Here is a 26300-nt window from a genome sequence, read left to right on the forward strand (position 1 = left end):
ACACAAAAAGGGCACCCAATTGGATGCCCTTTTAAAATCAGATGGTGAACCGGATTGCTCCGGCCCTGCCATTTTGACTTAGTCTTCTTTCTTAGGCTCAGGCGCGGCTTCTTCGCCGGTGGCCTGATCAACCATTTTCATGGCCAAACGCACTTTGCCGCGATCGTCAAAACCCAAGAGCTTGACGAAGACTTCCTGACCTTCTTTCAGAACGTCCGAAGGATGGTTCAGGCGGCGGTTTTCAATCTGGGACACATGGACCAAACCGTCGCGCTTGCCAAAGAAGTTAACAAATGCGCCGAAGTCGACGATTTTGACAACTTTACCTTTGTAGATCGCGCCTTCTTCCGGCTCAGCGACGATCGAGTGGATCATCTCATAGGCCTTCTTGATGCTTTCGCCATCTGGCGATGCGATCTTGATGATGCCGTCGTCGTTGATGTCAACTTTGGCACCCGACACTTCGACGATCTCTCGGATCACTTTACCACCAGAACCGATAACTTCACGGATCTTGTCGGTTGGAACCTGCATGGTCTCGATGCGTGGCGCGTGAACGCTGAATTCACCCGCTTCGGTCAAGGCATTCGACATCTCGCTTAGGATGTGCAGACGGCCGGCTTTGGCCTGAGCCAAGGCTTTGGACATGATTTCAGGTGTAATGCCCGCAACCTTGATGTCCATCTGCAGCGAGGTGATGCCGTTTTCGGTACCGGCCACTTTGAAGTCCATGTCGCCGAGGTGATCTTCGTCACCCAGAATGTCGGACAGGATCGCGTAATCACCATCGTCTTCCAGAACCAGACCCATCGCAACACCGGCAACCGGCGCTTTGAGCGGAACGCCAGCGTCCATCATGGACAGCGAGCCACCACAAACCGACGCCATCGAAGACGAGCCGTTGGATTCAGTGATCTCAGACACCAAGCGGATGGTGTATGGGAAATCCGTTGCCGCAGGCAGAACCGCCTGAAGCGCGCGCCAAGCCAGCTTGCCGTGACCGATTTCGCGGCGGCCGGGGCCAGACACACGACCAACTTCACCAACCGAATAGGGAGGGAAGTTATAGTGCAGCAGGAAGTTGGATTTGAAGTTGCCGTGCAGCGCGTCGATGAACTGTTCGTCGTCACCGGTGCCCAGCGTGGTCACAACCAGACCCTGTGTTTCACCACGGGTGAACAGAGCCGAACCGTGGGTCCGTGGCAGCAGGCCAGTTTCCGAAACGATCGGGCGGATTTGATCTAGCGCACGACCATCAATACGACGACCGTTTTTGACAACGTCACCGCGTAGAACAACCGATTCCAGTTTTTTGATAGCGGAACCAAGGTTCGCATCTTCAAGCTGCTCTTCGGTCAGACCGGCAAGGATGGCGTCTTTGGCTGCGGACACGGCGGCAACACGCTCTTGCTTGTCGGTGTTGGCATAGGCTGCGCGCATACCTTCTTCGCCAGCGGCTTTGACAACTTCGTAGAGCTCGGAATAATCGGGCGCTTCGAATTCAAACGGCTCTTTGGCGCAATCTTCGGCCAGATCAACAATCAGGTCGATAACCGGCTGGATCTGCTCGTGGGCGAAAACAACAGCCCCCAGCATCTCTTCTTCGGTAAGCTCGTACGCTTCGGATTCAACCATCATCACGGCGTCTTTGGTGCCTGCAACAACAAGGTCGAGACGCTGCTCGGGGTTGTTGCGCAGCTGATCCATGTCTTCGACGGTTGGGTTGAGAACGTATTCACCCTCTTCGAAACCAACACGGGCACAAGCGATTGGGCCACGGAATGGCGCACCAGAGATGGTCAGAGCAGCAGAGGCCGCGATCATCGCAACAACGTCAGGGTCGTTGACAAGGTCGTGGCTCAGAACGGTACACATGACCAGAACTTCGTTTTTGAAGCCGGGCACAAACAGCGGGCGGATCGGACGGTCGATCAGGCGCGCGGTCAGTGTTTCTTTTTCGGTTGGGCGTGCTTCACGCTTGAAAAAACCGCCTGGGATTTTACCGGCGGCATAGTATTTTTCTTGGTAGTGAACGGTCAGAGGGAAAAAATCCTGACCCGGCTTTTGCTTGCGGGCAAATGTCACGTTCGCCATGACGCTGGTTTCGCCCAGCGTCGCGATCACGGAACCGTCTGCCTGACGGGCAACCTTGCCGGTTTCCAGTGTGAGCGTTTCTTCGCCCCACTGCATGGATTTTTTGGTTTCTTTGAACATCATCGTATCCTGTCTGGGAGCACACCCGGCCCTCCGGGTCTCCCGTTTGCATGACGGCCCCATTGCCGCCGACCCCTTCATCCTGTCATGCGCCGGGGTCAATGCGTCACGTCTCAGATGGCGCGTCCATAGCTGAAAGGGATCAACTTGTGAACCCATCGTGAAATCCCCAACACTAAAAGGCCGATTTTCGCGCCTTTGCTGGACCAAAGCGCCGGTTTGCGTCATCCTTTCCGCTATCGTTTTGTTGCGGAGGTCCCATGCGTCGTATCCTTTTAGTGTTGTCCCACCTTCTGGCCGTTGGGTTCGGTTTTGCTTTGGGCGTTTATCTATTGCCGGTGTTAACCGCGCCCCCCGCGCCCGACATTGCGATGCTTGAGGAAAAAGCCAAATCGGCCAGTTTCAGCGGCACGTTTGATCGCGACCGCGCCGGAAGCGATTTTTTGCACTGGGGCGAAGGCACAATAAGCCTGTCCGACACGGAAATCGTGCATATGGGCAAATTGGCTCCGGGGCCGGATTACATGCTTTATCTAACATCGGAATTTGTCGATGACGAAGCCGGGTTTGTGGCCATCAAAAGCCAATCCGCCCGCATCGGGGGCGTCAAAAGCTTTGACGGGGCGATCCTGACTATTCCGGACGGTATCAACGTGGCCGACTACACCACCGTTGTTATCTGGTGCGAGGCTTTTTCGGAGTTCATCACCTCGGCCCAATATCAATAAAGGCACCAATAGCCGCAGAACCACGACCAATTTCCCCCTGCCAATAGCAGCCGGGCGTGTTAACAGGCGTTTGAAACTCAGATTTCCGGGACTGTTATGAATATTCTGCAAATTGCGTCTTTGTTGATTGTTATGGCCGGGGTTTTCGGCACCATTAACTATCTTTTCCTCAAACTGCCCTCTGCCATTGGCATCTTGGTCGTGGCTTTGCTCGCCTCGATGGCGACGATGGGCTTTGATTTGATTGTTCCCGAATGGGGCATTTCCGATCAAGTACGGAGCGTCGTTCTGGGCATTGATTTTTCCGATGCCCTGCTCGAAGGCATGTTGGGTCTGTTGCTCTTTGCCGGGGCGCTGCATGTCAAATTATCGGACCTCAAAGCCGTGTGGCCGACCGTTTTGTTGATGGCCACAATCGGGGTTGGTTTGTCCACGGCGATTGTTGGCTTTGGCTTTAGCTGGATGACCGGTGCACCGATCATGATCGCGTTGGTATTTGGCGCGCTGATCACCCCTACTGATCCGGTTGCGGTGCTTGGCGTTCTTAAAGAAGCCAACATGCGCAAGTCTTTGGAGACTCAGATCGCCGGGGAAAGCCTCTTTAATGACGGTGTTGCTTACGTGGTGTTTCTGGTGCTTGTTGGTCTTGCCTTTCCGGGTGACGCCCATCACGAAAGCGGGGCCGCAGCGATCGCCAAACTCTTCCTCCAAGAGGCGCTGGGCGGAGCCGTTTTGGGCATCGCGCTTGGTTGGCTGGTCTTCCGGGTGATGCGTTTGATCGACGACTATTCGCTTGAGGTTCTTTTGACCTTGGGGCTGGCATTTGGCGGCTACGAGTTGGCCATTTGGCTGCATGTCTCCGCCCCCATCGCCGCCGTTTGTGCCGGTCTGTTGATTGGCGACATTGGCGCAAAACACGGCATGTCGGGCGAAACCCGCGAATATGTCGACAAGTTTTGGGTGTTGGTCGACGAGATTCTCAACGCTGTCTTGTTCCTATTGATCGGGATCGAAGTTTTTGCCGTGCAGCTGGATCAAAGCTTCCTTCTGACTGGGGTCATGTCGATTGCGCTTGCCTTGGTTGGCCGTCTGGCGGCCGTCGCCGTGCCGGTTTTGATGCTCAAACCGTTCCGCACCTTTGGCCCCGGTGTCATTCAGATCATGACATGGGGCGGCCTCAAGGGCGGTATCTCGGTGGCCTTGGCGCTATCCCTACCCGAAAACGAATGGAAACCGCTGATCCTCACCACCACCTATGTGGTCGTCGTGTTCTCGATTATCGTTCAGGGCCTCACTGTTGCGAAACTGGCCAATAAGGTCGGTCGCGAACCTGACTTGGTCTAGCGGTTATATCCTTGCGGCTGGCAGGCTCCTGACAGTTTCTGCCAGCCTCTATCGGTAAGCCGTGCCCATAACCTCATGAAAGGCACACATATGCTTACCCTGTTCCACGCGCCCATGTCCCGTTCCACCCGGTTGGTGACTTTGGTTGATGAGCTGTCCGCGCGTGACGCTGTCAATATTCGTATCGTCAATGTTCAACGACGCGACGGCCAAGGGGCCGTTGACCCCGACAACCCACACCCCGAAAAGAAGGTGCCGGTTCTTGACCACGATGGCACGGTGATCACGGAAAGCATCGCGATTGCGATTCACCTATGCGATCTGTTCCCCAAGGCGGCCATGATGCCAGAGGTCGGCACGCCTGAGCGCGGGGCCTGTCTTCAATGGCTGGCTTGGAATGCCGGAGTTGTTGAACCTGTTCTGGTCGCCAAGCTCTCTGGGATCGAACATCCTGGCCTGCAATCCTCGTTCCGGGGCTGGGATGAGGTGATCGGCCGTCTTGAAACGGCATTGGACGGCTCCGATTGGTTGATGGGTGACAGGTTCACAGTTGCCGACATCATCGTGCATTCGTCCTTTTCGTGGATGCCCGACCTCTTGCCCGATCACACCGGCATTCAAGATTGGCACAATCGCATGATGGCTCGCCCTGCCACGCAACGCGCATGGCAAGATGATCAAGCTTTGATCAAAAAGATGCTCTAAACCAAAAAACGCCCGCTCTAGTCCAGAGCGGGCGTTTCTATGTCTACAAGTTGGGCGAACCCAGCTTGGCTTAGCGGCGGATGCCGAGGCGCTTGATGAGGTCCTGATAACGGGCCACATCTTTGGCTTTGGTGTAGTCCAGCAGCTTACGACGCTGAGCAACCAACTTGAGAAGACCACGACGTGAGTGGTTGTCTTTCTTGTGGGTTTTGAAGTGCTCGGTCAGTGTCGAGATACGCGAGGTGAGGATGGCAACCTGTACTTCGGGCGAACCTGTGTCGCCTTCTTTGGTGCCGAATTCTTTCATCAAGCGTGTTTTTTCTTCGGGCGTAATCGACATCGGGGTCTCCTTTCAGAAGATAAAGGTTATGGCGCAAGCCGGGATGTCGTCCAGCAAGGCCCGTGGAGATATCCGCAAAAGCGGATGGCTGCGGATACGCGATTCCTGATCAAAAGGAAAGGGAGTTTGTGAGGGTTGCCCCAAAAACGAAATAGAATCCGTTAGGCAACCGCCAATTCGTCGGCCATGCTTTCACCGACAAGCACAACAGAGTCGATAGACGGCGCGTTTTCGCTTGCCATCGTGGCCAGAACCGCCCCATCAACAACAACCTCGGTCATATTTGGATCATCGGCGGACACGCGAATATCAAGCTCCGGGTCTTCGCCACCCATGCTATCGTCATAGACGATAACAAGCTGATCCTCGCTATTGTCGTAATCCATGAATTGGGCGGCATCGCCGGTGATCCAATCGCCAAGCACAAAGGTATCGGCCCCTTCGCCAGCCGTGACAATGTCACCGGATCCGGCCGCAATAGTGTCGTCACCATCGCCACCGTTTAGGAAATCCTGATCATCAATGTCTTCGCCGGTCTCACCACGGACCACACCATTGACCAGATCGTTGTCAAACCCGCCAAAGAGCGTGTCAGACCCCAATCCGCCATGCAGGGTATCCTCACCCTCGCGACCGCCAAGGGCATCGTCACCGATGCCACCATCCATAATATCATTGCCAAGCCCGCCAACTAGGTGGTCGTCGCCGTCCCCGCCTTGCATCGCGTCGTCCCCATGATGGCCATAAAGATCATCATCGTCATCGCCGCCATCTAGAAGGTCATCACCGTCTTCGCCGTGAATGGTGTCGTCGTCGTCGCCACCCAGAACCGTATCGGTCCCATCGTTGCCGTGAAGTTCGTCGTCTTCGCCGCCGCCTTCAATAACGTCGTCGCCGTCCATGCCGATCAGAACATCTGTATTGTCAGAACCGGCCATGGTGTCATCACCTTCGGACCCGCTTTCGATCAAACCCATCTGCTCAAATAGCGACCCGGTTTGGCTATCTGCCTCGGCAGTCGTACTTTCTTGAGTATGGTCATCCTCATCGGACACTTCGTCTTCTGGCATGGTCGTGCTGACCACAACAACAGAGCCGAGAGCCATCATCCCAAGAAGACCAGCAAGAAAGAACATCGTATCAAACCTCACACGGAGCCATCTGGAATATCCCAGATTGTATCGGCTCATTCAACGAAATTCACACTCTGTGGTTAACACGTACCTTCTGAAAAGCATGGCAATTTCATCAATTTGGTGTTCCTAGCAGTTTAAGCATAGCGGCGCTCTCGGGGCCAGGGAACAGGTTGTGTTGCATATGATACATATAGGGGATGACGCGGGTGGCCCTCTTTGGTCAAACCGAGATGGTGCACATCTCCCGTCAACTCGGGCGCAACCTTTGCCCCCTGCCCCAGCAAGGCCCCATGCGTTCCCCACCCGGCAATCGTCATCGCACAGCACCCGGACCAATCACGTAACAATGCAGCGTTTTCTGGCCCTTCGGGATCGGCGGCCTTGCGCAAATCCGTCGGCAAGGTTGCGCGATAGGCAAACAGATTGGCAATCCGCAGCCCACCAAACCCCAATTGCATGGCGCGCCGCTGACATCGTTCAATCGTCGGATCGTTCTTTTCTTCGGTCGCGGTTGACGGGTTGAGCATCACAAACATCAACTCGGGTCCTGCCGCCCAAACCCGCCGCAACCCATAGCGATAGGTCTCGCAGGGCGAATAAAAAGCGGTGCTGCGCTGGCTGTCTTGGTCGGCATGGCGTTCGATCATATCGGCAAGCTGCCCAATGCGCGGCAGAGGTTCAAGACCCGTTGACAGTTTGGAGATCATGAGGCCCATTAACGACGCGAGAATAGCAGGACAAAGCCATGAATTTTGACATGATCACCGCCGCCGCCGCGCGGGTCCAAGGCCATGTGCGCCGCACACCATTGTTGTCATCCCCGGCGCTGGACGCCATCGCTGGCAAGCGCATTTTGGTCAAAGCGGAATGCCTGCAACACACCGGAAGCTTCAAATACCGTGGTGGCTGGTCCGCCGTTTCGGCGCTAGATGAAGAAACCCGCAAAAAGGGTGTGATCGCCTTTTCGTCGGGCAACCACGCGCAAGGTATCGCCGCCGCTGCCCGTGCCTTTGGCATCCCTGCGGTGATTATCATGCCCGCCGACGCCCCCGCCCTCAAAATCGAAGGCACCAAGATGCTTGGCGGCGAGGTGGTTTTGTATGATCGTGCGGCGCGGGAATGCCGCGAAACCATTGGCAAAAATCTTGCCAAAGAGCGTGGTCTCACCTTGATCAAACCCTTTGACGAACCCGAAGTGATCGCCGGGCAAGGCACCTGTGGATTGGAAATCGCAGAGCAAGCGGCAGAGTTGGGTGTCACAAAGGCCGATGTTTTGGTGTGTTGCGGTGGAGGCGGCCTCACCTCCGGGATCGCGCTTGCGCTCGCGGCCACGGCTCCGGGCATGCGCGTTCACCCCGCCGAACCCGAAGGCTACGACGATGTGGCGCGATCCTTGCAGAGCGGCACGCGGGAACGCAATGCCACAGAAGCCGGGGGGTTGTGTGACGCCATCCTCACACCGATGCCCGGCGAGATCACCTTTCCGATCATGTCGCGCCTCTGTGGTCCCGGATTGGTGGCCAGCGAAGCCGAAGCTCAAAAGGCCATGGCGTTAGCATTTCGCCATCTCAAGGTGGTCTCCGAACCCGGAGGAGCCATTGCGCTGGCCTGCGCGTTGTTTCACGCCCAAGAGATCGAAAGCGACACGATCATCGCCACGATTTCCGGTGGAAATGTTGATCCCGAGACCTTCGCACGCGCGCTACAAACGCTCTAGAAAAAGCGGCGCGTTTAGTCGTCCAACTGGCGCGCTTCGTCAACCAACATCACCGGAATGCCATCGCGGATCGGGAAAGCCAGTTTGGCCGCGCGGCTCACAAGCTCTTGCTTATCCGCGTCGTAGGTCAAGCCGCCTTGCGTCACAGGGCAAATCAGCGCTTCTAACATGCGGCGGTCAATTGTGGTGTTGGGGCTCATTGAATCAAATCCTCTTCTCCGCCACGCAGAGAATATTCTATCAGTGTTACAAGGGTTTCGCGGCGGGTCGTCAAAGACGGAGCCTCTAACAAGGCTTGCCGGTCCTCCGGGCTTAGGTCCAGCAACATCGACAAGGAATTGATCAACAATTCATCATCTGCCTCTTTCAGGGTCGGCCAATCAACCGACAGTTCCTGAACATCGAAATAACGTTCCAACAAGCTCATAAAACCACGGCGATCAAAACCACGATCCGCCTCTGCGTCTTCACGATCCCGCTCAAACCCATCCCAAGAAACGCGACAGCGCCGGTAGGGTTGAAAGCCCTCAAGTTCTTCGACTACGCGATAGCGGGAAATGCCCGACAGGGTAATCATATATCGCCCGTCTTCGGTTTCCGAAAACTGGGTGATCCGCCCGGCACAGCCGATGCTATGAAGACGCGGTTCTTGGGACTCTGGGGTTGGACAGGGTTGGATCATGCCAATCAACCGCGTGTCAGATTTCAACGCATCATCCAGCATCGCAAGATAGCGCGGTTCAAATATATGCAACGGCAACCGCGCCCGGGGCAACATCAATGCACCCGGAAGCGGAAAGACCGGTAAGGTCTGAGGCAGGTCTTTGAGACGTGTCATACCAATCAATCTAGCGCAGGCACGGCGTTAGGCAAAGATCATCGAGCTTAGCTTGCGCCGACCGTTCAAAACCACCGGGTCGTTAGGCTTGAGCGCATCAAAGATTGTGAACAATTGAGCCTTGGCCGCCCCGTCATTCCATTCGCGATCACGACGGAACAATTCCAACAACTGCGCGACGGCGTTTTCGGCATCGCCATTGGCATGCAACGCCTGAGCAAGGTCAAAACGCGCCTGATGATTGTCCGGCTCGGCCTCAACCTGCGCACTCAACTCGGCCACAGGGCCGGCATCAGCGGCCTGTTTGGCCAGCTCAAGCTGCGCATGGGCGGCTTCAAGCTCGGGTGCATTGGATATTTCGGCAGGCGCGCCATTCAGGATCGCTTCGGCCTGATCGAGATCATCCAGCGCCAGATGCGCTTGAACCATGCCCGCATAGGCGCGCGCATTATTGGCATCTTCGCCAAGGATGGCCGCATATGTCTGGGCCGCATCCGACGCTTCGCCGGCTTCCAGCATTTCGTCCGCTGCATCCAATGCAGCATCAAGACCACCGGAGGCATCCCCGCCACCGGCTTCAACCACACGCTCAACAAAGGCTTTGATCTCAGACTCAGGCACCGCGCCTTGGAAACCATCAACAGGCTGCCCCTGCCAAAAGGCATAGACCGTCGGGATTGACTGAATTTGCAACTGACCGGCGATCATCTGTGCCTCATCGACATTGATCTTGGCCATTTTGACCGCGCCATTTGCCGCCGTCACCGCCGCCTCAAGCTGGGGCCCAAGCGTTTTGCACGGGCCACACCAAGGGGCCCAGAAATCAACGATGACCGGGGTCTCCATCGAGGCATCAACAACCTCTTTCATGAAGTCCGCTTCGGTCACATCCTTGATCAAGTCACCCGCCACAGGTGCGGCGCCACCCAGTTCCAACATAATTTTATCCTCCGCCAGTTGCGGTTGCGTTGCATGCTAGATGGCGCAGGACGGAGTTGGTTGCAAGGGTTGGAGCACCGCACCCCACCTTAAAGCCCCGACAAGCGTGTTTGAAATTTCCAAAAGGTAACCGAGGATGGCCCGTGTCATTCTGGACTGGGGGAACAATTGCGCCTCATCTGGGTGATGAAAAAAACGTCGGCACAGTCCATGGAAGCGCTGTAAAAGGCCAGCATCTACTCAGCCGGTTCCAATTGGCCGGCTTGCCCTCAAGCTCCTGAGGTCCTGATGGGTCGCGATAATAATTTTTCACGGCCAATCTTCTGGTCAGGCCGGTGGCTCGGCTTCCAACGATAGGGTCCCTGAACACATGCAAAGCGAAGTTTTAACCCCGCTCTACTGTGGAGAGCACCGCGCCATCCTTTCTTATTGGTCTAAAATGCGGATTGGGTCATGCCCTAACTGGCCGATCCTATCCCGTTTCCCGATAAATTCTACATTGGGCCTCATCCTTCGATCTTGTCGAAGTCTTCCGGTTCTAAGAAATCGAAGAACTACCCCTATGAGAAACACGGCTTGCTTAAAAGCCGAACTTGATCGTCTTGATTGGGTGAGGTCCACGTGAACGTTTGCCCCAATGAGAGAGATCTTTTCTAGCCCGGTTTAGGTGTTCGAGGGATAACAAAAAAGGGGGCCGAAACCGCCCCCCTTTCCAACGTCTTAAACCCGTGATCAGCCGCCGAAATCGTCTAGCATGATGTCTTCGCGATCTACGCCAAGTTCCAACAACATGTTGATGACTGAGCTGTTCATGATCGGCGGGCCACACATGTAGAATTCGCAATCCTCGGGGGCCGGGTGGTTCTTGAGGTACTCTTCGTAAAGAATATTGTGGATGAAGCCGGTATAGCCATCCCAATCATCCTCAGGCATGGCATCGGATAGGGCCACGTGCCAAGTGAAGTTGGGGAATTCCTTGGCCAGCTCGTCGAAGTCTTCAACAAAGAACATCTCACGCTTGGAACGTGCGCCATACCAGAAGGTGATCTTGCGATCTTTGTTCTTCAGACGTTTGAGTTGGTCAAAGATGTGGCTGCGCATCGGAGCCATACCCGCGCCACCACCGATGAACACCATCTCTTTTTCGGTTTCACGCGCGAAAAACTCGCCGAACGGGCCCGAAATGGTCACTTTATCACCCGGCTTCAGGTTGAAGATATAGGACGACATCTGGCCCGCGGGGATACCGGATGATCCGGGTGGTGGGCTGGCCACACGGACGTTGAGCATGATCATGCCCTTTTCATCCGGGTAGTTGGCCATGGAATAGGCACGTTCGACCGGTTCAGTCACGGTCGACTCATATTGCCACAGATTAAACTTGTCCCAGTCCTCACGGTACTCTTCTTCGATGTCGAATTCCGTGTATTTCAACTGGTGCTCTGGGGCCTCAATCTGAATATAGCCACCGGCGCGGAAGTTCACATCTTCTCCCTCGGGCAGGTCCAAAATCAAGGCCTTGATAAAGGTCGCCACGTTTTCGTTCGAGCGAACCGTGCATTCCCATTTTTTGACGCCAAAGACCTCTTCGGGAACTTCGATGTTCATGTCCTGTTTGACGGCCACCTGACAAGACAGGCGGTCGCCACAGGCCGCTTCGCGTTTGGTGATGTGGCTTTCTTCGGTCGGCAAGATCGACCCGCCGCCCGAATGTACCCGCACACGACACTGCGCACAGGTACCGCCGCCGCCACAGGCCGACGGCACAAAGAGCTTTTCCGCCGCCAGTGTTTGCAACAGCTTCCCACCGGCCGGAACCGAGATGGTCTTTTCACCGTTGATGGTGATGTCCACATTGCCCGTGCTCACAAGTTTGGAGCGCGCGGCCAGAATGATCATCACCAAGGCGATGACGATCAAAGTGAAGAGAAGGACGCCAAGTCCGAAAGTCGCCATGTCTAGCCCCTACCCTTACAGTTTCACGCCGCTAAAGGACATGAAGGCCATCGCCATCAATCCCGCGGTGATGAAGGTGATACCAAGACCCTGCAGCCCATCCGGAATATCGGAGTATTTCAGCTTTTCGCGCACACCCGCCATAGCGGTGATTGCCAGCGCCCAACCAAAGCCCGAAGACACGCCATAGGTGACGCTTTCGGAAAAGTCATAGCTGCGTTCAACCATAAACAACGATCCACCCAAGATAGCGCAGTTCACTGTGATCAACGGCAAGAAGACACCCAGCGCGTTGTAAAGCGGTGGGAAATACTTATCGAGAACCATTTCCAAGATCTGCACCAGCGCGGCAATCACACCGATATAGCTGATCAACCCCAAGAAGGTCAGGTCCACATCCGGAAAGCCAGCCCAAGCCAGCGCACCGGGTGCCAAGAGATAGGTCAGGATCAAATTGTTGGCGGGCACAGTGATCGCCTGAACGATCATCACCGAGATACCAAGACCCATGGCCGTTGGGATCTTCTTGGAGACCGCCAGAAAAGTACACATCCCCAGAAAGAAGGACAGCGCAAGGTTTTCGACGAAGATCGCCTTGACCGCGAGAGAAAGGAGGTCTTCCATCAGTGCGTCTCCACCGTCTGGATCTTGTATTCACGTTCTTCGACCTGTGCGGGCTTCCACGCCCGGATGGCCCAGATCAACAGGCCAATCACGAAGAATGCCGAAGGAGGCAGCAGCAGCAAGCCGTTAGGCAGATACCAGCCACCGTTGTTCACGGTCTCGAGCACCGTGATGCCGAACAAAGAGCCCGAGCCGAACAATTCACGGATGAAGGACACCACCATAAGCAGCGCGCCATAACCCAGCCCGTTGCCGACACCGTCGACAAAGCTGGCCATTGGCGGGTTCTTCATCGCAAAGGCCTCGGCGCGGCCCATCACGATACAGTTGGTGATGATCAGGCCAACAAAGACCGACAGGGTCTTGGAAATCTCATAGGCATAAGCCTTGAGCACCTGATCAACCAAGATCACCAGCGACGCGATAATCACCATCTGAACGATGATACGGATCGAGTTCGGGATTTGGTTGCGCAGGATCGAGATGAACATCGACGAAAATGCCGTAACCAAAGTCACCGCGATGGCCATAACAAAGGCCACTTTCATTGATGACGTCACCGCCAGCGCCGAACAAATGCCCAGCACCTGAAGCGTGATCGGGTTGTTGTCGACCAACGGGTCAATCAGTTGGGACCGGTATGTCTGTGCCATTAGCCTGCCTCTCCTGCCTTCAGTCGTTCCAGAAAGGCACCGTAACCGGCTTCGCCCATCCAGAAGCGTACAAGGTTATCCACTCCAACGGTGGTCAGCGTTGCGCCGGCCAGCGCGTCAATATGGTGCTCAGCCCCGGCAGGCGGAGCGGCCTTGGCGACGGTAATCGCGAGCGCGCCATCTTCGGAGAACAGCTGCTTGCCGTTCCACAGTGCTTTCCAACGTGGGTTGTCCACCTCGGCACCAAGGCCGGGGGTTTCGCCGTGCTGATAGAATTGCAGGCCAAAGATGTCGTTGCCGTTCTCTTCCAAGGCGATAAAGCCATAGAGCGTCGACCACAGCCCGTAGCCTTCGATCGGCAAGATGACTTTGTCCAACGCGCCGGTTTCGTCGCGCAGCAGATACACCATGCGATAGGCTTGCATCTGGCCGCCCAATCCGGCGGGATCGTCCTCAAGCACACGCATCACCGACGCATCGCCGCTGGCGGCCAGCGCGTCAAAGGTGTCGATATCGAATTGGTCGGAATACTCTGCAGTTGCCAAATCCAGCACATGCGGCTCGAAGGCGGCAAAGGCCTCGGCGACAGGCACCTCGGGGTTATATACCCCGGCAACCTGCAGGATGTTCACCCGTTTGTCGTTGAGCTGGTTGGCCTCTTGCACCGGACGCAGGGCGACAGCGGCGGCGGACACCACCATGGACGCCACCAGACATAGAGTCACTGCAACGAAGATCGTCTTGCCGACACTGTCAGGCGGGGCATCTAGGAAACGGCGCAGAACGCCTTTATTTTCAGTTGCTTCAGGCATTGCGCTTGGCCCTCCGCTTGATGTTGGCTTGGACGACAAAATGGTCAATCAGCGGAGCAAAGACGTTGCCGAATAGGATCGCCAGCATCATGCCCTCGGGAAAGGCCGGGTTAACGACGCGGATCATCACGACCATGAAGCCGATCAGAGCGCCATAGATAAAGCGGCCCGTATTTGTGTGGCTCGCCGAAACCGGCTCGGTCACCATAAAGACCAAACCAAAGGCGTAGCCGCCGATGACGAGATGCCAATACCATGGCATTGCGAACATTGGGTTTGTGTCCGACCCGATCCAGTTGAGCAGGCTCGAAAAGGCGATCATCCCACCAAGACAGCCAACAATCAGACGCCAGTTGGCAATCTTGGTCGCCAAAAGGAACACCATGCCGATCATGATAGCGAGCGTCGAGGTTTCCCCCATGCTGCCTTGGATGACACCAACAAACGCATCCATCCATTCGATCCCACGCTCGGGCAAAGCGGCAACCCCATCCGCAGCACTTACCGCCAGTGCGGTGGCCCCGGTAAAGCCATCGACCGGCGTCCAGACCGATTCACCTGACATTTGCGCCGGATAGGCAAAGTATAGGAAGGCGCGGCCAACAAGAGCCGGGTTCAAGAAATTCTTGCCGGTACCGCCAAACACTTCTTTGCCGATGACAACGCCAAAGATTATGCCCAAAGCCACCTGCCACAAAGGCGTCGAAGCGGGCAGGATCAGCGTGTAGAGCATCGAGCTCACCAAGAAGCCCTCGTTCACTTCGTGCTTGCGCACGACCGCAAAGATCACCTCAAAGATGCCACCCGCGACCAGCGTCACGATGTAAATCGGGAGGAAATACAAAAGCCCGTGCAGCATGTTGGCCACCGGGTTGTTGGCATTAAAGCCAATGCCCAACGTCTCGATAATTGCGGCACGCCAGCCTGAGTGACCATATTCGGCAATCGCCTGATTGGTCTGCAGACCGGTATTATAAAGACCAAACAGGATCGCGGGCACAGTCGCCAGAACCACATAGGTCATGATCCGCTTCATATCCACGTAAGAGCGCGCATGAGGCGCGGCCGTGGTCACCGTTTTGGGCGTATAGATAAAGCTTTCGACCATCTCATAGATGGGGAAATACTTTTCATACTTGCCGCCCTTGGTGAAGCTCGGCTCGATTTTGTCGAAGAATGCTCTTAGCCCCATCGGCCCTACCCCTCCTTCTCGATCTTGGTGAGGCTGTCGCGCAGGGCGATACCGTATTCATACTTGGCTGGGCAGGCAAAACCGCACAGGGCCAAATCTTCTTCGTCCAGTTCCAGCGCACCTAACGCCTGAGCTTGGTCAGTGTCCATCACCAACAGCGCGCGCAGAAGCTGCGTTGGCAAGAAATCCTGTGGAACGATTTCTTCGAACGTCCCGATCGGCACCATGGCTCGGCGCCCGCCGTTCAAGTTCGAGGTCAAGGCATGCAACCGTTTGGACATGGCCGAACCTAGAACCGGTTGGTAGGCGTATTTCGAGAACATCGGCCGGATCCACCCCATCGGGATCTGCTTGTGATCCTCTTCAATAAGGGTGATCTGGCGCGCATAGCGACCCAAATAGGCGGTTGGTCCCGCGCCCGCAGCGCCCGACAGGATCGAGCCAGAGATCACGCGGATCGGCGTTTCGCCCTTTAAGTCGTTAGCACAAAGGTCAATCATCGAGGCACCGGCAACCGTCCGTACAAGACGCGGGTTCGAACACATCGGTCCCGTCAGCGCAATAATGCGGCGGCTGTCCAATGTTCCCGACTGCATCAGGCGGCCAATGGTGATCACATCATGATAGCCAATGGTCCAGACGGTTTTGTCACCGCGTGGCGGCTCTAGGAAATGCATATGCGTGCCAGCCAAGCCAGCCGGATGCGGCCCGGAAAATCCAACGGCGGTGACGCCTGCCACATCGGCTCCCGGAATGTCGGCCCCGGTTTCCTGACACAGATAGGTCGCGCCTTCGGTTAGCTTGGCGATGGTCTCCAAACCACGGGCAAAGGCCGCCGGGTCATCCCCAATGATCACAGCTGTATCGCCAGACAGCGGTTCGCTATCCATCGCAGTCACATAAATTGCGGCGGGGCGGTCTTCGGCTCCGGGCACCTTGGAATAGGGACGTGTGCGAAACGCTGTCCACAGACCGGCGGCACAAAGACGGGTGCTTATCCCATCGGCGGTGCTGTCATCGCCCACTTGCGAGAAGTCTACTGATTCGGCCGCGGCGGGGTCGATTTCGATTTCAACGCTAATTAGCGCACGACGCGCGCCACGGTTGATCGCCTTGATTCGCCCTGAAACAGGCGCGGTCACCTGAACCTCGGGCGTATCTTTGTGGGCAAAGATCGGCGCACCGGCGGCGATCACGTCGCCTTCCTGTACGGCAAGGCGCGGTTTCAAACCGATAAAATCCTGTCCCAACACCGCTACAGTGTGGATATCGGCTCCGTCTTCTATCCCGTCACCAGGCGCCCCCAGCACCGGCACGTTCAGACCTTTTTTCAATTTGAATTGCTGCACGTCACATGTGTCCTGTCGGTTTTCGGCTGCGTTATGCGAGAAAAGGACAGGTTTTGGAAGGTGTGTGAGCGCAAACTTTCAAAACTCTGTTGAACTTTTTGCTGATCTGCCTCAGAAGCGTGCCGATCTTACAGTGGAAATGCGCAACCCAGCGGAGACGCCCGTGTCGAACCCTCTTCTATTTTCTCGCCGTAGCTTCTTGGTAATGCCGCTTGCTTTTGCAGCCGCCTGTAAGAAGGGCTGGTCCGTACTAGAATTGGCCGGACTGACGATGGGCACCGGTTACAAGATTGTCGCCATCGACCACAGCCAAGCGGTGGACCAAGCGGCACTGCAGGCCGATGTCGATGCTGCTCTGGCGCGTGTGACTGCCCAGATGTCGAACTGGGATGATGCCTCGGAAATCTCGCGTTTCAATGCGGCTTCCGCTGGCGACAGCCTGACCGTTTCTGCTGAATTCTATCATGTTATGCAGTCCGCTGCTGATGTGAACGCCGCCAGCGACGGGCGTTTCGACGTCACCGCCGGTGCATTGTTCGATCTTTGGGGCTTTGGTACCAAGCACAACACCGGTTCCATGCCGACAGATGCCCAAATCGCGGACGCTCTGGGCTGCTGCGGTCAGAAACAATCGATCGCGTTGCACAATGGTGCCTTGGGCAAATTGAACGACGGTGCACAGATTTATCTGTCGTCCATTGCCAAAGGTTTTGGCGTGGACCTCGTCGCAAAAACTATGGCGGCTCATGGTATCACCGACTATATGGTCGAAATCGGTGGCGATCTTGTCACCGCAGGCAAGAATCCCGAAGGCCAGCCGTGGCAAATTGGTATCGAAACACCGCAAAGCTTTGATCGTGGCGTGATGCAGGTCGTAGGCCTGTCGAACATGGGCATGGCGACCTCGGGTGACTATCGCAACTTCTTTGAGGTCGATGGTCAGCGCTATTCGCATATGATTGACCCCACAACCGGGCGTCCCGTCACCCACAATACCGCTTCGGTTACCGTGTTGACCGACAACGCGATGCTGGCCGACGCCTGGGCAACTGCCCTGCTGGTTCTTGGTCGTGACCGTGGTCTTGCGCTCGCCAATGAACGCGGACTGGCGGCGTTGTTTATCGAACGCTCGGCTGATGCATCCAAGGGTCTTGTACCCACTGCATCGGACAAGTTCACCTCACTGACCGCATAACGCGGGAAAGGCACTGCGCCATGTCGACCTTTATCCTAGCCTTTGGACTGTTTTCCATCGTCATGGTGGGCATGGCGATCGGTGTCATTCTGTCGGGTCGTACGATCAAAGGCAGCTGTGGCGGATTGAACGCCGTCGAAGGTGCGGACCATTGTTTGGTCTGCAAAAAGGAAATCGACCCAAACAGCCCGCTGCGCGAACGGTTGGAATGCCCTCGCCAGCGTGCGCGTCGCGAAGCCGCAGAACGCGCTGCAGGCTGACTTTACCCGCTTGATAGCGGAACAAACCCAAGTATCAAAAGCGTCCCTGCCGCGACCAATCCCGATAGCCACAACTGGCTGCGCGGCCCTTCGGCCTTCCATACTCGGCGATAGCGATAGCCCGCCAAACAGGCAACTGTGAACAGCACCGTTGCGATACCGGGTGTCAGGGTCAGGTCTGTCATTTCGTCCCTTTTTGGCAGAAACTGTTTACCCGCAGGCATTTCTCCTTATCCTATAGTCAGGACACGGGAGGATTGCCATGGTCGGATCATATAAACCCAAGACCCGAGGTGACGCGAATGAGGCCACTCATAGTCAGTCACTAGAGACCAACGTATCGGTGGCACAGGCCTCTGTTGCCGAGGTTATGTCGGACAAGGGCGGCGAACTATTCGGGATCGGTCCGCAAAATGCGGTTTCGGAGGCGGTCGCCATTCTCGCTGAGAAGCGGATCGGCGCATTGGTCGTCACGGACGATGACGGCAAATTAGTTGGCATTTTGTCAGAACGCGACATCGTGCGTCGTTTGGCGGAAACACCCGGTCAAACACTGCCGCAAAAGGTTGATCAGCTGATGTCAGCCAAGGTTGAAACCACCACGCCTGATGAATTGCTTGTAAGTGTGTTGCGCCGAATGACCGACGGGCGTTTTCGCCACATGCCGGTCCTGAAAGACGGGCAGCTGCTTGGCATGATTTCGATTGGCGACGTGGTCAACCATCGCCTGAAAACGTTGGAATACGAGGCCTTGAAACTGAAGCAGCTGATCGTCGGGTAAGGCAGGCCACCGCTAAAACGAGTTCAGGCAGTGTAGCAGAGATGGCCGCTTTTACAGCGGACCGGAACGTCTCAAGCTTGCCTTGGGATTGAGCCGTCAGAAGCGCTGGCCATACTGCCATCCCACCCAATAGGCGCGCTTTTCACCGCCGCTCGCCACGCTTTGCAAACGTCGGCGTTGTGAAAGTGGTGTTTGGGGAAGATGTCGCGCCGCCATACCGAAACGATTGTGCCGGATCTTCACCCCAAAGATATTGATAACCGATATTCTGGCGACCTGACTCTTTTGCGCAAGCGCAGAGATCACAGGGCAAGATGTGTTCCCTTCCGTCTAAAACCGCAGGAAACGGGTCGCCACGTCGGATAATAATGCGACAAAAAGAGAGAAACCTGATTTGGATTTCGCGGCATGTCAAAACCCCCAACACTTAAAATGGATGCAAAATCCACCTTCATGTTGCTGGTGTTGGCCGCGATGTGGGGCGGGTCATTCTTCTTAGGAGAGCTCGCTCTCCGCGAGGTTCCACCGCTCACAATCACCCTTCATCGGGTGATGTGGGCCTTGCCATTTTTGGCATCGATTGCGGTCTACAACAAAACTCCGCTCCCGCGGTCACCGCGGATTTGGGGCGCCTATCTTGTGATGGGTGCACTCAACAACGCCCTACCGTTTTCGTTGATTTTTTGGGGGCAAACCCAAATCGAAAGTGGATTGGCCTCGATACTAAACGCGACAACCGCAATGTTTGCCGCCGTTGTGGCGGGCCTATTGCTTCGTGATGAACCATTGACTGCAAAGAAGATTATCGGCGCGACCTTGGGTATAGCCGGAGTGGCTTTCATCATGGGGCCAAGCGCGTTGACCGAGTTTAATCCCAGTAACCTTGCCCAGCTCGCCATCCTTGGCGCGACACTATCCTACGCCTTTGCAGGTGTTTGGGGAAAGACCGCTCTGGCCAGCCAGCCGCCTCTTATGAATGCGCTTGGTATGTTGATTGGCAGCACGGCATTGATGATACCAATTGTGTTGATCTTTGATGGTCGGCCAAGTGTCGACCTTTCTGCAACAACATGGGCTGCTCTGTTGGGCTTGGCGACAGTGTCGACGGCATTGGCCTACGTTCTCTACTTTGCCATCCTTGCACGTGCCGGGGCCGCCAATTTGCTTTTGGTTACTTTGCTCATCCCCGCCGTTGCAATTGGGCTTGGTGTTCTTTTTCTAGGAGAAGACATGGGCTTCGAAGCGTGGATTGGCTTTGCCATCATCGCACTTGGCTTTGCTGTGACGGATGGGCGCTTGTTTTCGGCCTTGTCTCGAACATCCAAGGGCAAGGCCCACACCGGATAGTGGCCGGTCAGACATTTTAGGATCGGAGCCTATCTGTATCGATCGCACAAGAGAATTCGATAAAGAATAGGTTCTTGGCAATACTGATCCAAACGGCATGAGAAACCTTACAAGGCATTCCCAAAGAGGCCAATCTGGACACGTTTTCCTGCCCTAGCCAACAATTATGTTTGCATGCCCAACTTGGCGTCAAGAAACGAAAAAAGCCGCCCAAATCGAGCGGCTTTTCTAATCTTTTCAACGCGGGTCAGCTTACGCTGGCAGCGCGCCTTTGGCCTGATCCACGATCGCAGCAAATGCTTCGGGCTCGTGAACGGCAAGATCGGCGAGAACCTTACGGTCAACTTCGATACCGGCCAGATTCAGACCATTGATGAACTTGGAATATGTCAGGGCTTCGTCATGGGCACGGACAGCAGCGTTGATACGCTGGATCCACAGAGCGCGGAAGTTGCGCTTGCGGTTATGACGGTCGCGTGTTGCGTACTGGTTGGCCTTATCAACGGCCTGAGCTGCAACCTTGAAGGTGTTCTTGCGACGACCGTAGTAACCTTTGGCCTGCTTGACGATCTTCTTGTGACGCGCGTGTGTGACGGTTCCGCCTTTTACTCGGGACATGTTCTAATCTCCTCTTAGCGGTCGTACGGCATGAACTGCTTGATGCTTTTCGCATCAGGAGCAGACAATGTCGTGGTACCGCGAGCGTCGCGGATGAATTTCTTGGTGCGTTTGATCATGCCGTGCTGTTTACCAGCTTGGCTCGCCATCACTTTACCGGTCGCAGTGACCTTAAAGCGCTTTTTGGCGCTCGACTTCGTCTTCATCTTGGGCATTTCGGTCTCCGTCTTTTTGCGCGACTCGGCATGCCACTTGAGCCGGACGCGCGGTTTAGACGGGCCGTATAGGGGCGGATCGCGTTATTGGCAAGCCTTGAATCGATACTCACACGGGATTCAAGGGCCTAATTGGTGAATTTGCCAACCACTTGGAAAAACACCTGTGGAATGTCCTGCATTTGGTACCCACCGGGCTTGTTGGTAAGGGCAAAAACCACCAACCCGCCAGCCGCAATCATGACAATGGCCGCCACCCGAGGGGTGCGGCCATCTGAAAACGCAGAGACGACCGCTGGCAGCGCTAAAACCGCCAGGATCAACCCTGCGACCAATGAAATATCTGGATCCATAACACCAGACCCCCGTGATTAACCTGAGAACAGGTTATTCCGGATCGGTGCTATAAATCAAACGTTCATCGCAGGGTGCAACGCGCAAGATATTGGTTGTTCCGGGGATGTTAAATGGCACACCCGCGGTCACAACGATCTGATCACCTTCTCCGGCAAAACCGGCCTTGCGCGTGGCGCGGGCGGCGTTCACCACCGCCTGTTTGAACCGCTCAAGATCACCGGTCATGACACAATGGGTCCCCCAGCTTAGGGCCAGACGACGGGCCGTGCCGCGCGATGACGTCATTGTAATGATCGGCACCCGTGGGCGTTCACGCGATACTTTGGCGGCGGTGGTCCCTGAAGAGGTAAAGCAGCAGATGGCTTTGATGTCTGTTGTCTCAGCGATCTCACGCGCGGCAGCAACGATCCCATCGGCCACCGAATGACGCTCGGCTTTGCGGCTGGCTTCGATGATATCGCGATAGGTTGGGTCTGCTTCGACCTCAACCGCCACGGCATCCATGGTGCTCACGGCTTCGATTGGGTAATCGCCCGCCGCCGATTCCGCCGACAACATCACCGCGTCCGAGCCTTCGTAGATGGCGTTGGACACATCCGACACTTCGGCGCGGGTTGGCATCGGCGATTCAATCATCGATTCGAGCATCTGCGTCGCCACGATCACCGGTTTGGCGGCGGCGCGACATTTGCGCACCAAGCGTTTCTGGATTGGCGGAACATTCTGAACCGGAAGTTCAACACCCAGATCACCACGGGCGACCATGATGCCATCCGAGACCTCTAGAATCTCATCAAAGCTTTCGACGGCTTGAGGTTTTTCAATTTTGGAGAGGATCGCCGCGCGGCCATCGGCCAATTCGCGGGCTTCCCAAACGTCGCGAGGACGCTGAACAAAGGACAGCGCTAGCCAATCAACGCCCAAGGCACAGACAAATTCCAAATCGGCACGGTCTTTTTCCGAAAGCGCCGCCAAAGGCAGCACAACATCAGGAACATTCACACCCTTGCGGTCGGAAATCACACCGCCGGTAACAACCGTGCAATTGGCGTGATCATCACCGCAATCCTCTACGCGCAAACGAATTTTTCCGTCATTGACCAAGAGATGCGAGCCAGGCTGAAGCGCTTGAAAAATCTCGGGATGTGGAAGGGAAACACGGGTTTTGTCGCCGGGCGTCGGGTCAAGATCAAGGCGGAAGTTTTCGCCCCATTCCAAATCTTGCGGCCCATCCGCAAATGTTCCAACACGCAGTTTTGGCCCCTGAAGGTCTGCCAGAATCGCGATTGGGCTATCAAGGTCCTTTTCAACCTGACGGATGATCTTGTGCTTTTCCGAGATCTCGTCGTGGCTACCGTGGCTCATATTCAGGCGAAAGACATCGGCCCCCGCTTCGTGCAATGCGCGGATCATTTCGTATGTTGACGATGCCGGGCCCAATGTGGCCACGATTTTGATCTTGCGATTGCGCTTCATGTTTTTCCCCAGTTCCTCATGTGGCGGCATCAATTGCCTGCCGTAATTGCCGTGCGGTCAGCGTATTCATAAACCACTATTTGTTAGCGGTAACGGTTCATGGTGCTTATTGCCTATTTCCCTTCACCGCGCAACTGCCCTATGTCTTGGCAACAAGAGATGACGACACCATGACATATCACCCCTATCATATCGAAGGTGCCAGCCGCAAAAGCCGCTGGCTCATCACCTGTGACCATGCGCGCAATACCGTTCCGCCGGATTTGGGTGGGACATTGGGCTTGCCCGATTCTGACATGGAACGCCACATTGCCTTTGACCCCGGAGCCGAAGGAGTCTCACTGGCGCTTGGCGAAGCCCTCGGCGCGCCAGTTTTGCTGGGGAACTTCTCTCGGCTCGTGATTGACCCCAACCGGGGCGAAGACGACCCGACGCTGCTGATGAAGCTTTATGATGGGTCGGTCATTCCCGGAAACCGTCATGCAGATGATACCGAACGGGAACGCCGATTGAACGCCTACTACCGGCCCTACCATGACACCTATGCAAAACTCGCCGCGGCCCAAGAGGACACGGTGATTGTTGCTGTGCACTCCTTTACTCGACAATTGCGCGGTCGCCCGACTCGACCGTGGCATGTTGGCATCCTACACGCGTGGGACAGCCGCTTGAGCGACCCGTTTATCGCCGCCCTTGAGGCGGAACCGGACCTGACCGTTGGTCGCAATGAACCCTATCCGGGGCATTTGCCCGGTGATGCGGTTGATCGGCATGCGTTGAAACACGGGCGCAACAATACACTGATCGAGTTGCGCAACGATTTGATCGAAACCGCCGAGCAACAACAGCATTGGGGCCAACGCCTTGCGCCATTGCTCGAAGATGCGTTGCGACAGGTTCCAGAATAACGCTTTGCGTCAGGCCGGGCGCAAAAAGGTTTTCAATGAAAACTTTTGCAAATTCCGTGAACGGAATTTGGGCACAACACCACAAGGGAGAGACAGACATGGATGATCAAACAAGGATTGAGGTTGAAGCCGCTGCGTTCCGCCGCCTGCGCCAACATCTGATGGAAGACCGCAAAGACGTGCAAAACATCGACATGATGAACCTGACCGGATTTTGCCGCAACTGCCTGTCACGCTGGTACCAAGAAGCTGCCAATGAACGTGGCATCGACATGGACAAGGCCCAAGGCCGCGAGGCTTTCTACGGTATGCCTTATGATGACTGGAAGAACAGCCACCAATCCGCCGCCAGCCCGGAAAAGCAGGCGGCTTTTGAGGTCGCGTTCAAAGAAAACGTTACCGACAAAGAATGAAAGCGAGCGGGGGATAACCCCGCCCTGTCCGTTTATTGCTTGTCGCGCGCGGCCTTAAACGCCGGGCGTGCCCGTGTGCGTTTCAGATAGGCTGCGAAGTCCGCCGATGGTTCGGGGAACTTGGCGCTGATCGCCCAATTGGCGAGATGAGTTAGGATGATATCGGGGATTGTGAACGTCTCGCCCATCAAAAATGGCCCATCCACTTCCGCCATCAGCTTGTCGACATTGCGCTGATACTCGGCCCGGCACGTGGGTTTGACCTCCGCAACGCGCTCCCCTTCGGGTAGAATAAAACTATGCCGCGCCGCGGTCCAAAGCTGGGCCTCGATATCGTCCAGAATGCGAAAGGTCATGGCATCCTGTTTGGCCCGCGCCACGGTTCCCGCCGGGGCAGTAAGTGCCCCGTGTTTGTCGGCCAAATAAGTCAGGATCGCAGAGCTATCTGGAATCACCTCGTCGCCCGCCTTGAGAGCCGGCACCTTGCCGAGCGGGCTCACCGCCCGGATTTCATCGGATTGCGGGGCCGCAGGCACAAGGTCATACTCCTGCCCCAACTCCTCCATCATCCACATCACCCGAAACGTTCGGCTTTTGGGGCTTCCATATAGTGTGTAGCTCATACGGCTCGCTCTCTTTTGTTGTGTTGATCACAACGTGGCAGTGCCGTTAGCGGCGCGCAAGATAGGCCAACCTCACAAATGCGCGTTCGACCAAAGCCCCCGCCGGGGCCTTTTGCCCCGCTGAGCGGAGGGTCAGGTCAGTTTCCATTAACACATCCAACGCATCTTCGAGCCGCTCAACCGACCAGCGTTGTGCCTGTCGTAACATCCGGTCCCGGCGCGGGCCAAAGATTGGCGGGCGCATCCGTGAAATACCCTGTGCGGGCCCGCCGGGGGCCGCTGCCAACGCGTATAATGTCCGAAAATGGCGCATCCCCATGATCAACAAGGTCACCGGATTGACACCCTGCGCGGTCAATCTTCGCATGACCGGATCAATCTCGGGTGTACGCCCTTCTGCCAAGACGTGAAAAATCTGGTCTATTTCGGCCTCAATCGACGCCGGTGCATTAAGCTCAACCTCTTGCGGGGTCAAAGGCGTCGCATCGTCCAGCTTGTACAAGGCGATCTTTTCCAGAACCTGTCGAAAATCACCGGGCGTCAAACCTCGGGCCAGCTCTTCCAAAGCGCCCATCGCGTCGCGATCCAGCTCTTTCAAACCGGCACGGGCCAGTTCGGATTCGATCTCGGCCCGCCCCATTGGGTCGTTATAGAGCGCTGCCGCATAGGTGCGCCCGTCGCCCTCGAACACTTTGCGAAGCGCAGATTTCGCCGTTAGCTGCCCGGCGGTGACAATGATCTGCGCGTCCCCCGCCTGCCAATCTTCGAGCGCCGCTTTGAAGGTTTTGGACAAACCATCCGTGGCCTCTTCGACCAAAACCACCCGTGGACCGGGGAAAAACCCTTGCGCCTTGACCGCATCCAACAACGCCGCCGCGTCTTTGCGCAAATCCGCCGCCGGTATCCGGGTGAGCCGCATTTCGGCCTCGCCCTCGGGGCCAACCAAGGCGGCCACAACCTCTTGGCGTTTCATCGCCACGCGCATGGTGTCTTCGCCGCTGATCAAAAGACCGGCGGAATCGGGATTTGGCTTTTTGAAGTACCCATTTGCGTCGCGCGGAGACAGCTTCATTCCGGCAGGTTACCCGCGGACAAGATCAGATCGTCGATCACTTGATCGGCAAGAATGACCATCAAACGCTCATAGGCGTCATTCTCGGATGCCATTGTCGCAACCGTTGATCCGGTGTTTGAATAACCGGTAAAGGCGCTGGTCGAACCGCTCAAAAGCTGGGTCTTTCCTTCGGATAGGACATAATTCGCATGTCCCGTCACCTTGAATCGTGTGGTGTTCCCGGTCGACGTCGCACCTTGGTCGAGCTCTTCGGTGCTGAGTTTCACCTTGAGCACATAGGGCGCATTGGCCGGACGCCCCATGCGTGTCTCGAAATGACGATTGAACTGATAGCTGTCACGCGTTTCAGGGGCCTGAAGGGTGATCTTACCCTGTAGCCGATCGCCGGTTCCTTGCGGCCCATAAACAGGTGTGAAACCACAGGCGGTCAAAGACAGGGAGGCCAAAGCCATCCCCCCCAGACATTTCCCGAGAAATTTACGTCG

The 26300-nt window shown here is 56.0% G+C and carries 32 protein-coding genes; 10 read left to right on the top strand and 22 right to left on the bottom strand.

What is annotated here, in order from left to right:
• Window positions 1-78: 78 nt before the first annotated feature.
• A complete protein-coding gene (pnp, locus tag Q1A43_RS16100; RefSeq protein ID WP_299922614.1) occupies window positions 79-2214 on the bottom strand; it encodes a polyribonucleotide nucleotidyltransferase in 2136 nt (711 codons plus the stop codon).
• A gap of 260 nt (window positions 2215-2474) precedes the next feature.
• Between pnp and Q1A43_RS16105 the strand changes: the two genes are divergently transcribed.
• From Q1A43_RS16105 to Q1A43_RS16115, 3 genes are all read left to right on the top strand, one after another.
• Complete coding sequence (locus Q1A43_RS16105; RefSeq protein ID WP_299936837.1) at window positions 2475-2942, top strand: DM13 domain-containing protein; 468 nt, start codon at window positions 2475-2477, stop codon at window positions 2940-2942.
• A 96-nt stretch (window positions 2943-3038) separates the two neighbouring features.
• Complete coding sequence (locus Q1A43_RS16110) at window positions 3039-4286, top strand: sodium:proton antiporter (RefSeq protein ID WP_299936839.1); 1248 nt, start codon at window positions 3039-3041, stop codon at window positions 4284-4286.
• A 75-nt stretch (window positions 4287-4361) separates the two neighbouring features.
• Window positions 4362-4991 carry a glutathione S-transferase family protein gene (locus Q1A43_RS16115; protein WP_299936841.1) on the top strand — a complete coding sequence of 210 codons (630 nt, stop codon included), beginning with the start codon at window positions 4362-4364 and terminating at the stop codon, window positions 4989-4991.
• Window positions 4992-5061: 70 nt separating this feature from the next.
• On the opposite strand, the gene rpsO is transcribed toward Q1A43_RS16115, so the two are convergent.
• The 3 genes from rpsO to Q1A43_RS16130 form a co-directional block, all read right to left on the bottom strand.
• On the bottom strand, window positions 5062-5331 hold the full coding sequence (gene rpsO, locus Q1A43_RS16120) for a 30S ribosomal protein S15 (protein WP_299922608.1): 270 nt from the start codon (window positions 5329-5331) through the stop codon (window positions 5062-5064).
• Window positions 5332-5492: 161 nt separating this feature from the next.
• Window positions 5493-6467 (bottom strand): calcium-binding protein, encoded by a 975-nt coding sequence (locus tag Q1A43_RS16125; RefSeq protein WP_299936842.1) that lies wholly within the window; start codon window positions 6465-6467, stop codon window positions 5493-5495.
• A gap of 134 nt (window positions 6468-6601) precedes the next feature.
• Complete coding sequence (locus Q1A43_RS16130; protein ID WP_299937024.1) at window positions 6602-7114, bottom strand: DUF1643 domain-containing protein; 513 nt, start codon at window positions 7112-7114, stop codon at window positions 6602-6604.
• Window positions 7115-7212: 98 nt separating this feature from the next.
• Between Q1A43_RS16130 and Q1A43_RS16135 the strand changes: the two genes are divergently transcribed.
• Window positions 7213-8184, top strand: a complete 972-nt coding sequence (locus tag Q1A43_RS16135; RefSeq protein ID WP_299936844.1) for a threonine/serine dehydratase — start codon at window positions 7213-7215, stop codon at window positions 8182-8184.
• Window positions 8185-8198: 14 nt separating this feature from the next.
• On the opposite strand, the gene Q1A43_RS16140 is transcribed toward Q1A43_RS16135, so the two are convergent.
• From Q1A43_RS16140 to Q1A43_RS16180, 9 genes are all read right to left on the bottom strand, one after another.
• Window positions 8199-8384 (bottom strand): Trm112 family protein, encoded by a 186-nt coding sequence (locus Q1A43_RS16140; protein ID WP_299922602.1) that lies wholly within the window; start codon window positions 8382-8384, stop codon window positions 8199-8201.
• Window positions 8381-9022, bottom strand: coding sequence for an LON peptidase substrate-binding domain-containing protein (locus tag Q1A43_RS16145; protein WP_299936847.1), 642 nt, complete (start codon window positions 9020-9022; stop codon window positions 8381-8383). The genes Q1A43_RS16140 and Q1A43_RS16145 overlap by 4 nt, the downstream gene beginning before the upstream one ends.
• A 27-nt stretch (window positions 9023-9049) precedes the next feature.
• The gene (gene trxA / locus Q1A43_RS16150) at window positions 9050-9961 is read right to left on the bottom strand and encodes a thioredoxin (RefSeq protein ID WP_299936849.1); all 912 of its coding nucleotides are present in this window, start codon (window positions 9959-9961) and stop codon (window positions 9050-9052) included.
• 732 nt (window positions 9962-10693) lie between these two features.
• The gene (gene nqrF, locus Q1A43_RS16155; protein ID WP_299922595.1) at window positions 10694-11917 is read right to left on the bottom strand and encodes an NADH:ubiquinone reductase (Na(+)-transporting) subunit F; all 1224 of its coding nucleotides are present in this window, start codon (window positions 11915-11917) and stop codon (window positions 10694-10696) included.
• A 15-nt stretch (window positions 11918-11932) separates the two neighbouring features.
• Entirely contained in the window at window positions 11933-12541 is a 609-nt protein-coding gene (gene nqrE / locus Q1A43_RS16160; RefSeq protein WP_299936852.1) for an NADH:ubiquinone reductase (Na(+)-transporting) subunit E, read from the bottom strand.
• Window positions 12541-13194, bottom strand: a complete 654-nt coding sequence (locus tag Q1A43_RS16165; RefSeq protein WP_299922591.1) for an NADH:ubiquinone reductase (Na(+)-transporting) subunit D — start codon at window positions 13192-13194, stop codon at window positions 12541-12543. The genes nqrE and Q1A43_RS16165 overlap by 1 nt, the downstream gene beginning before the upstream one ends.
• Entirely contained in the window at window positions 13194-14006 is an 813-nt protein-coding gene (locus Q1A43_RS16170; protein WP_299922589.1) for a Na(+)-translocating NADH-quinone reductase subunit C, read from the bottom strand. Before Q1A43_RS16170 ends, Q1A43_RS16165 begins: the two co-directional genes overlap by 1 nt.
• A complete protein-coding gene (locus Q1A43_RS16175) occupies window positions 13999-15198 on the bottom strand; it encodes an NADH:ubiquinone reductase (Na(+)-transporting) subunit B (protein ID WP_299922587.1) in 1200 nt (399 codons plus the stop codon). Before Q1A43_RS16175 ends, Q1A43_RS16170 begins: the two co-directional genes overlap by 8 nt.
• 5 nt (window positions 15199-15203) lie before the next feature.
• A complete protein-coding gene (locus Q1A43_RS16180) occupies window positions 15204-16547 on the bottom strand; it encodes a Na(+)-translocating NADH-quinone reductase subunit A (RefSeq protein WP_299936854.1) in 1344 nt (447 codons plus the stop codon).
• 163 nt (window positions 16548-16710) lie between these two features.
• Here Q1A43_RS16180 and Q1A43_RS16185 point away from each other — a divergent pair, with 163 nt between their 5' ends.
• Both Q1A43_RS16185 and nqrM read left to right on the top strand, forming a co-directional pair.
• Window positions 16711-17742 carry an FAD:protein FMN transferase gene (locus Q1A43_RS16185; RefSeq protein ID WP_299936857.1) on the top strand — a complete coding sequence of 344 codons (1032 nt, stop codon included), beginning with the start codon at window positions 16711-16713 and terminating at the stop codon, window positions 17740-17742.
• Window positions 17743-17762: 20 nt separating this feature from the next.
• Window positions 17763-18002: a (Na+)-NQR maturation NqrM gene (gene nqrM, locus Q1A43_RS16190; RefSeq protein ID WP_299922581.1), complete on the top strand. Its 240-nt coding sequence runs from the start codon at window positions 17763-17765 to the stop codon at window positions 18000-18002.
• A gap of 2 nt (window positions 18003-18004) precedes the next feature.
• On the opposite strand, the gene Q1A43_RS16195 is transcribed toward nqrM, so the two are convergent.
• Window positions 18005-18187, bottom strand: coding sequence for a hypothetical protein (locus Q1A43_RS16195; protein ID WP_299922579.1), 183 nt, complete (start codon window positions 18185-18187; stop codon window positions 18005-18007).
• A 77-nt stretch (window positions 18188-18264) separates the two neighbouring features.
• Between Q1A43_RS16195 and Q1A43_RS16200 the strand changes: the two genes are divergently transcribed.
• Complete coding sequence (locus Q1A43_RS16200; protein WP_299922577.1) at window positions 18265-18783, top strand: CBS domain-containing protein; 519 nt, start codon at window positions 18265-18267, stop codon at window positions 18781-18783.
• Window positions 18784-18879: 96 nt separating this feature from the next.
• On the opposite strand, the gene Q1A43_RS16205 is transcribed toward Q1A43_RS16200, so the two are convergent.
• Complete coding sequence (locus Q1A43_RS16205) at window positions 18880-19089, bottom strand: hypothetical protein (RefSeq protein WP_299936860.1); 210 nt, start codon at window positions 19087-19089, stop codon at window positions 18880-18882.
• 102 nt (window positions 19090-19191) lie between these two features.
• Here Q1A43_RS16205 and Q1A43_RS16210 point away from each other — a divergent pair, with 102 nt between their 5' ends.
• Complete coding sequence (locus Q1A43_RS16210) at window positions 19192-20130, top strand: DMT family transporter (RefSeq protein WP_299936862.1); 939 nt, start codon at window positions 19192-19194, stop codon at window positions 20128-20130.
• A gap of 252 nt (window positions 20131-20382) precedes the next feature.
• Here Q1A43_RS16210 and rplT read toward each other — a convergent pair whose 3' ends face one another.
• The 4 genes from rplT to pyk all read right to left on the bottom strand — a co-directional run bounded on the left by rplT (window position 20383) and on the right by pyk (window position 22796).
• Window positions 20383-20748, bottom strand: a complete 366-nt coding sequence (gene rplT / locus Q1A43_RS16215) for a 50S ribosomal protein L20 (protein ID WP_299922573.1) — start codon at window positions 20746-20748, stop codon at window positions 20383-20385.
• A 14-nt stretch (window positions 20749-20762) separates the two neighbouring features.
• Window positions 20763-20963: a 50S ribosomal protein L35 gene (gene rpmI / locus Q1A43_RS16220; protein WP_299922571.1), complete on the bottom strand. Its 201-nt coding sequence runs from the start codon at window positions 20961-20963 to the stop codon at window positions 20763-20765.
• 128 nt (window positions 20964-21091) lie between these two features.
• A complete protein-coding gene (locus Q1A43_RS16225; RefSeq protein ID WP_299922569.1) occupies window positions 21092-21316 on the bottom strand; it encodes a hypothetical protein in 225 nt (74 codons plus the stop codon).
• Window positions 21317-21350: 34 nt separating this feature from the next.
• Window positions 21351-22796: a pyruvate kinase gene (gene pyk, locus Q1A43_RS16230; protein ID WP_299922567.1), complete on the bottom strand. Its 1446-nt coding sequence runs from the start codon at window positions 22794-22796 to the stop codon at window positions 21351-21353.
• Window positions 22797-22966: 170 nt separating this feature from the next.
• Between pyk and Q1A43_RS16235 the strand changes: the two genes are divergently transcribed.
• Together Q1A43_RS16235 and Q1A43_RS16240 are read left to right on the top strand one after the other, a co-directional pair.
• On the top strand, window positions 22967-23704 hold the full coding sequence (locus tag Q1A43_RS16235; RefSeq protein WP_299936864.1) for an N-formylglutamate amidohydrolase: 738 nt from the start codon (window positions 22967-22969) through the stop codon (window positions 23702-23704).
• 98 nt (window positions 23705-23802) lie between these two features.
• The gene (locus Q1A43_RS16240; protein ID WP_299922563.1) at window positions 23803-24117 is read left to right on the top strand and encodes a DUF1244 domain-containing protein; all 315 of its coding nucleotides are present in this window, start codon (window positions 23803-23805) and stop codon (window positions 24115-24117) included.
• Window positions 24118-24149: 32 nt separating this feature from the next.
• Here Q1A43_RS16240 and Q1A43_RS16245 read toward each other — a convergent pair whose 3' ends face one another.
• From Q1A43_RS16245 to lptE, 3 genes are read right to left on the bottom strand one after another with little or no spacing between them, the layout of a single operon-like run.
• Entirely contained in the window at window positions 24150-24740 is a 591-nt protein-coding gene (locus Q1A43_RS16245; protein WP_299936867.1) for a glutathione S-transferase family protein, read from the bottom strand.
• A 46-nt stretch (window positions 24741-24786) separates the two neighbouring features.
• On the bottom strand, window positions 24787-25812 hold the full coding sequence (holA, locus tag Q1A43_RS16250; RefSeq protein WP_299936869.1) for a DNA polymerase III subunit delta: 1026 nt from the start codon (window positions 25810-25812) through the stop codon (window positions 24787-24789).
• The gene (lptE, locus tag Q1A43_RS16255) at window positions 25809-26267 is read right to left on the bottom strand and encodes an LPS assembly lipoprotein LptE (RefSeq protein WP_299936870.1); all 459 of its coding nucleotides are present in this window, start codon (window positions 26265-26267) and stop codon (window positions 25809-25811) included. The genes holA and lptE overlap by 4 nt, the downstream gene beginning before the upstream one ends.
• Window positions 26268-26300: the final 33 nt, after the last annotated feature.

It is taken from the genome of uncultured Pelagimonas sp. (assembly GCF_947498515.1).
In the GTDB taxonomy this organism is placed as follows: Bacteria; Pseudomonadota; Alphaproteobacteria; order Rhodobacterales; family Rhodobacteraceae; genus Pelagimonas.

Coding starts and splice junctions, on each gene's coding strand:
- pnp (WP_299922614.1), bottom strand. CDS start 2,214: ATGTTCAAAGAAACCAAAAAATCCATGCAGTGGGGCGAAGAAACGCTC.
- Q1A43_RS16105 (WP_299936837.1), top strand. CDS start 2,475: ATGCGTCGTATCCTTTTAGTGTTGTCCCACCTTCTGGCCGTTGGGTTC.
- Q1A43_RS16110 (WP_299936839.1), top strand. CDS start 3,039: ATGAATATTCTGCAAATTGCGTCTTTGTTGATTGTTATGGCCGGGGTT.
- Q1A43_RS16115 (WP_299936841.1), top strand. CDS start 4,362: ATGAAAGGCACACATATGCTTACCCTGTTCCACGCGCCCATGTCCCGT.
- rpsO (WP_299922608.1), bottom strand. CDS start 5,331: ATGTCGATTACGCCCGAAGAAAAAACACGCTTGATGAAAGAATTCGGC.
- Q1A43_RS16125 (WP_299936842.1), bottom strand. CDS start 6,467: ATGTTCTTTCTTGCTGGTCTTCTTGGGATGATGGCTCTCGGCTCTGTT.
- Q1A43_RS16130 (WP_299937024.1), bottom strand. CDS start 7,114: ATGATCGAACGCCATGCCGACCAAGACAGCCAGCGCAGCACCGCTTTT.
- Q1A43_RS16135 (WP_299936844.1), top strand. CDS start 7,213: ATGAATTTTGACATGATCACCGCCGCCGCCGCGCGGGTCCAAGGCCAT.
- Q1A43_RS16140 (WP_299922602.1), bottom strand. CDS start 8,384: ATGAGCCCCAACACCACAATTGACCGCCGCATGTTAGAAGCGCTGATT.
- Q1A43_RS16145 (WP_299936847.1), bottom strand. CDS start 9,022: ATGACACGTCTCAAAGACCTGCCTCAGACCTTACCGGTCTTTCCGCTT.
- trxA (WP_299936849.1), bottom strand. CDS start 9,961: ATGTTGGAACTGGGTGGCGCCGCACCTGTGGCGGGTGACTTGATCAAG.
- nqrF (WP_299922595.1), bottom strand. CDS start 11,917: ATGGCGACTTTCGGACTTGGCGTCCTTCTCTTCACTTTGATCGTCATC.
- nqrE (WP_299936852.1), bottom strand. CDS start 12,541: ATGGAAGACCTCCTTTCTCTCGCGGTCAAGGCGATCTTCGTCGAAAAC.
- Q1A43_RS16165 (WP_299922591.1), bottom strand. CDS start 13,194: ATGGCACAGACATACCGGTCCCAACTGATTGACCCGTTGGTCGACAAC.
- Q1A43_RS16170 (WP_299922589.1), bottom strand. CDS start 14,006: ATGCCTGAAGCAACTGAAAATAAAGGCGTTCTGCGCCGTTTCCTAGAT.
- Q1A43_RS16175 (WP_299922587.1), bottom strand. CDS start 15,198: ATGGGGCTAAGAGCATTCTTCGACAAAATCGAGCCGAGCTTCACCAAG.
- nqrM (WP_299922581.1), top strand. CDS start 17,763: ATGTCGACCTTTATCCTAGCCTTTGGACTGTTTTCCATCGTCATGGTG.
- Q1A43_RS16195 (WP_299922579.1), bottom strand. CDS start 18,187: ATGACAGACCTGACCCTGACACCCGGTATCGCAACGGTGCTGTTCACA.
- Q1A43_RS16200 (WP_299922577.1), top strand. CDS start 18,265: ATGGTCGGATCATATAAACCCAAGACCCGAGGTGACGCGAATGAGGCC.
- Q1A43_RS16210 (WP_299936862.1), top strand. CDS start 19,192: ATGTCAAAACCCCCAACACTTAAAATGGATGCAAAATCCACCTTCATG.
- rplT (WP_299922573.1), bottom strand. CDS start 20,748: ATGTCCCGAGTAAAAGGCGGAACCGTCACACACGCGCGTCACAAGAAG.
- rpmI (WP_299922571.1), bottom strand. CDS start 20,963: ATGCCCAAGATGAAGACGAAGTCGAGCGCCAAAAAGCGCTTTAAGGTC.
- Q1A43_RS16225 (WP_299922569.1), bottom strand. CDS start 21,316: ATGGATCCAGATATTTCATTGGTCGCAGGGTTGATCCTGGCGGTTTTA.
- pyk (WP_299922567.1), bottom strand. CDS start 22,796: ATGAAGCGCAATCGCAAGATCAAAATCGTGGCCACATTGGGCCCGGCA.
- Q1A43_RS16235 (WP_299936864.1), top strand. CDS start 22,967: ATGACATATCACCCCTATCATATCGAAGGTGCCAGCCGCAAAAGCCGC.
- Q1A43_RS16240 (WP_299922563.1), top strand. CDS start 23,803: ATGGATGATCAAACAAGGATTGAGGTTGAAGCCGCTGCGTTCCGCCGC.
- Q1A43_RS16245 (WP_299936867.1), bottom strand. CDS start 24,740: ATGAGCTACACACTATATGGAAGCCCCAAAAGCCGAACGTTTCGGGTG.
- holA (WP_299936869.1), bottom strand. CDS start 25,812: ATGAAGCTGTCTCCGCGCGACGCAAATGGGTACTTCAAAAAGCCAAAT.
- lptE (WP_299936870.1), bottom strand. CDS start 26,267: ATGGCTTTGGCCTCCCTGTCTTTGACCGCCTGTGGTTTCACACCTGTT.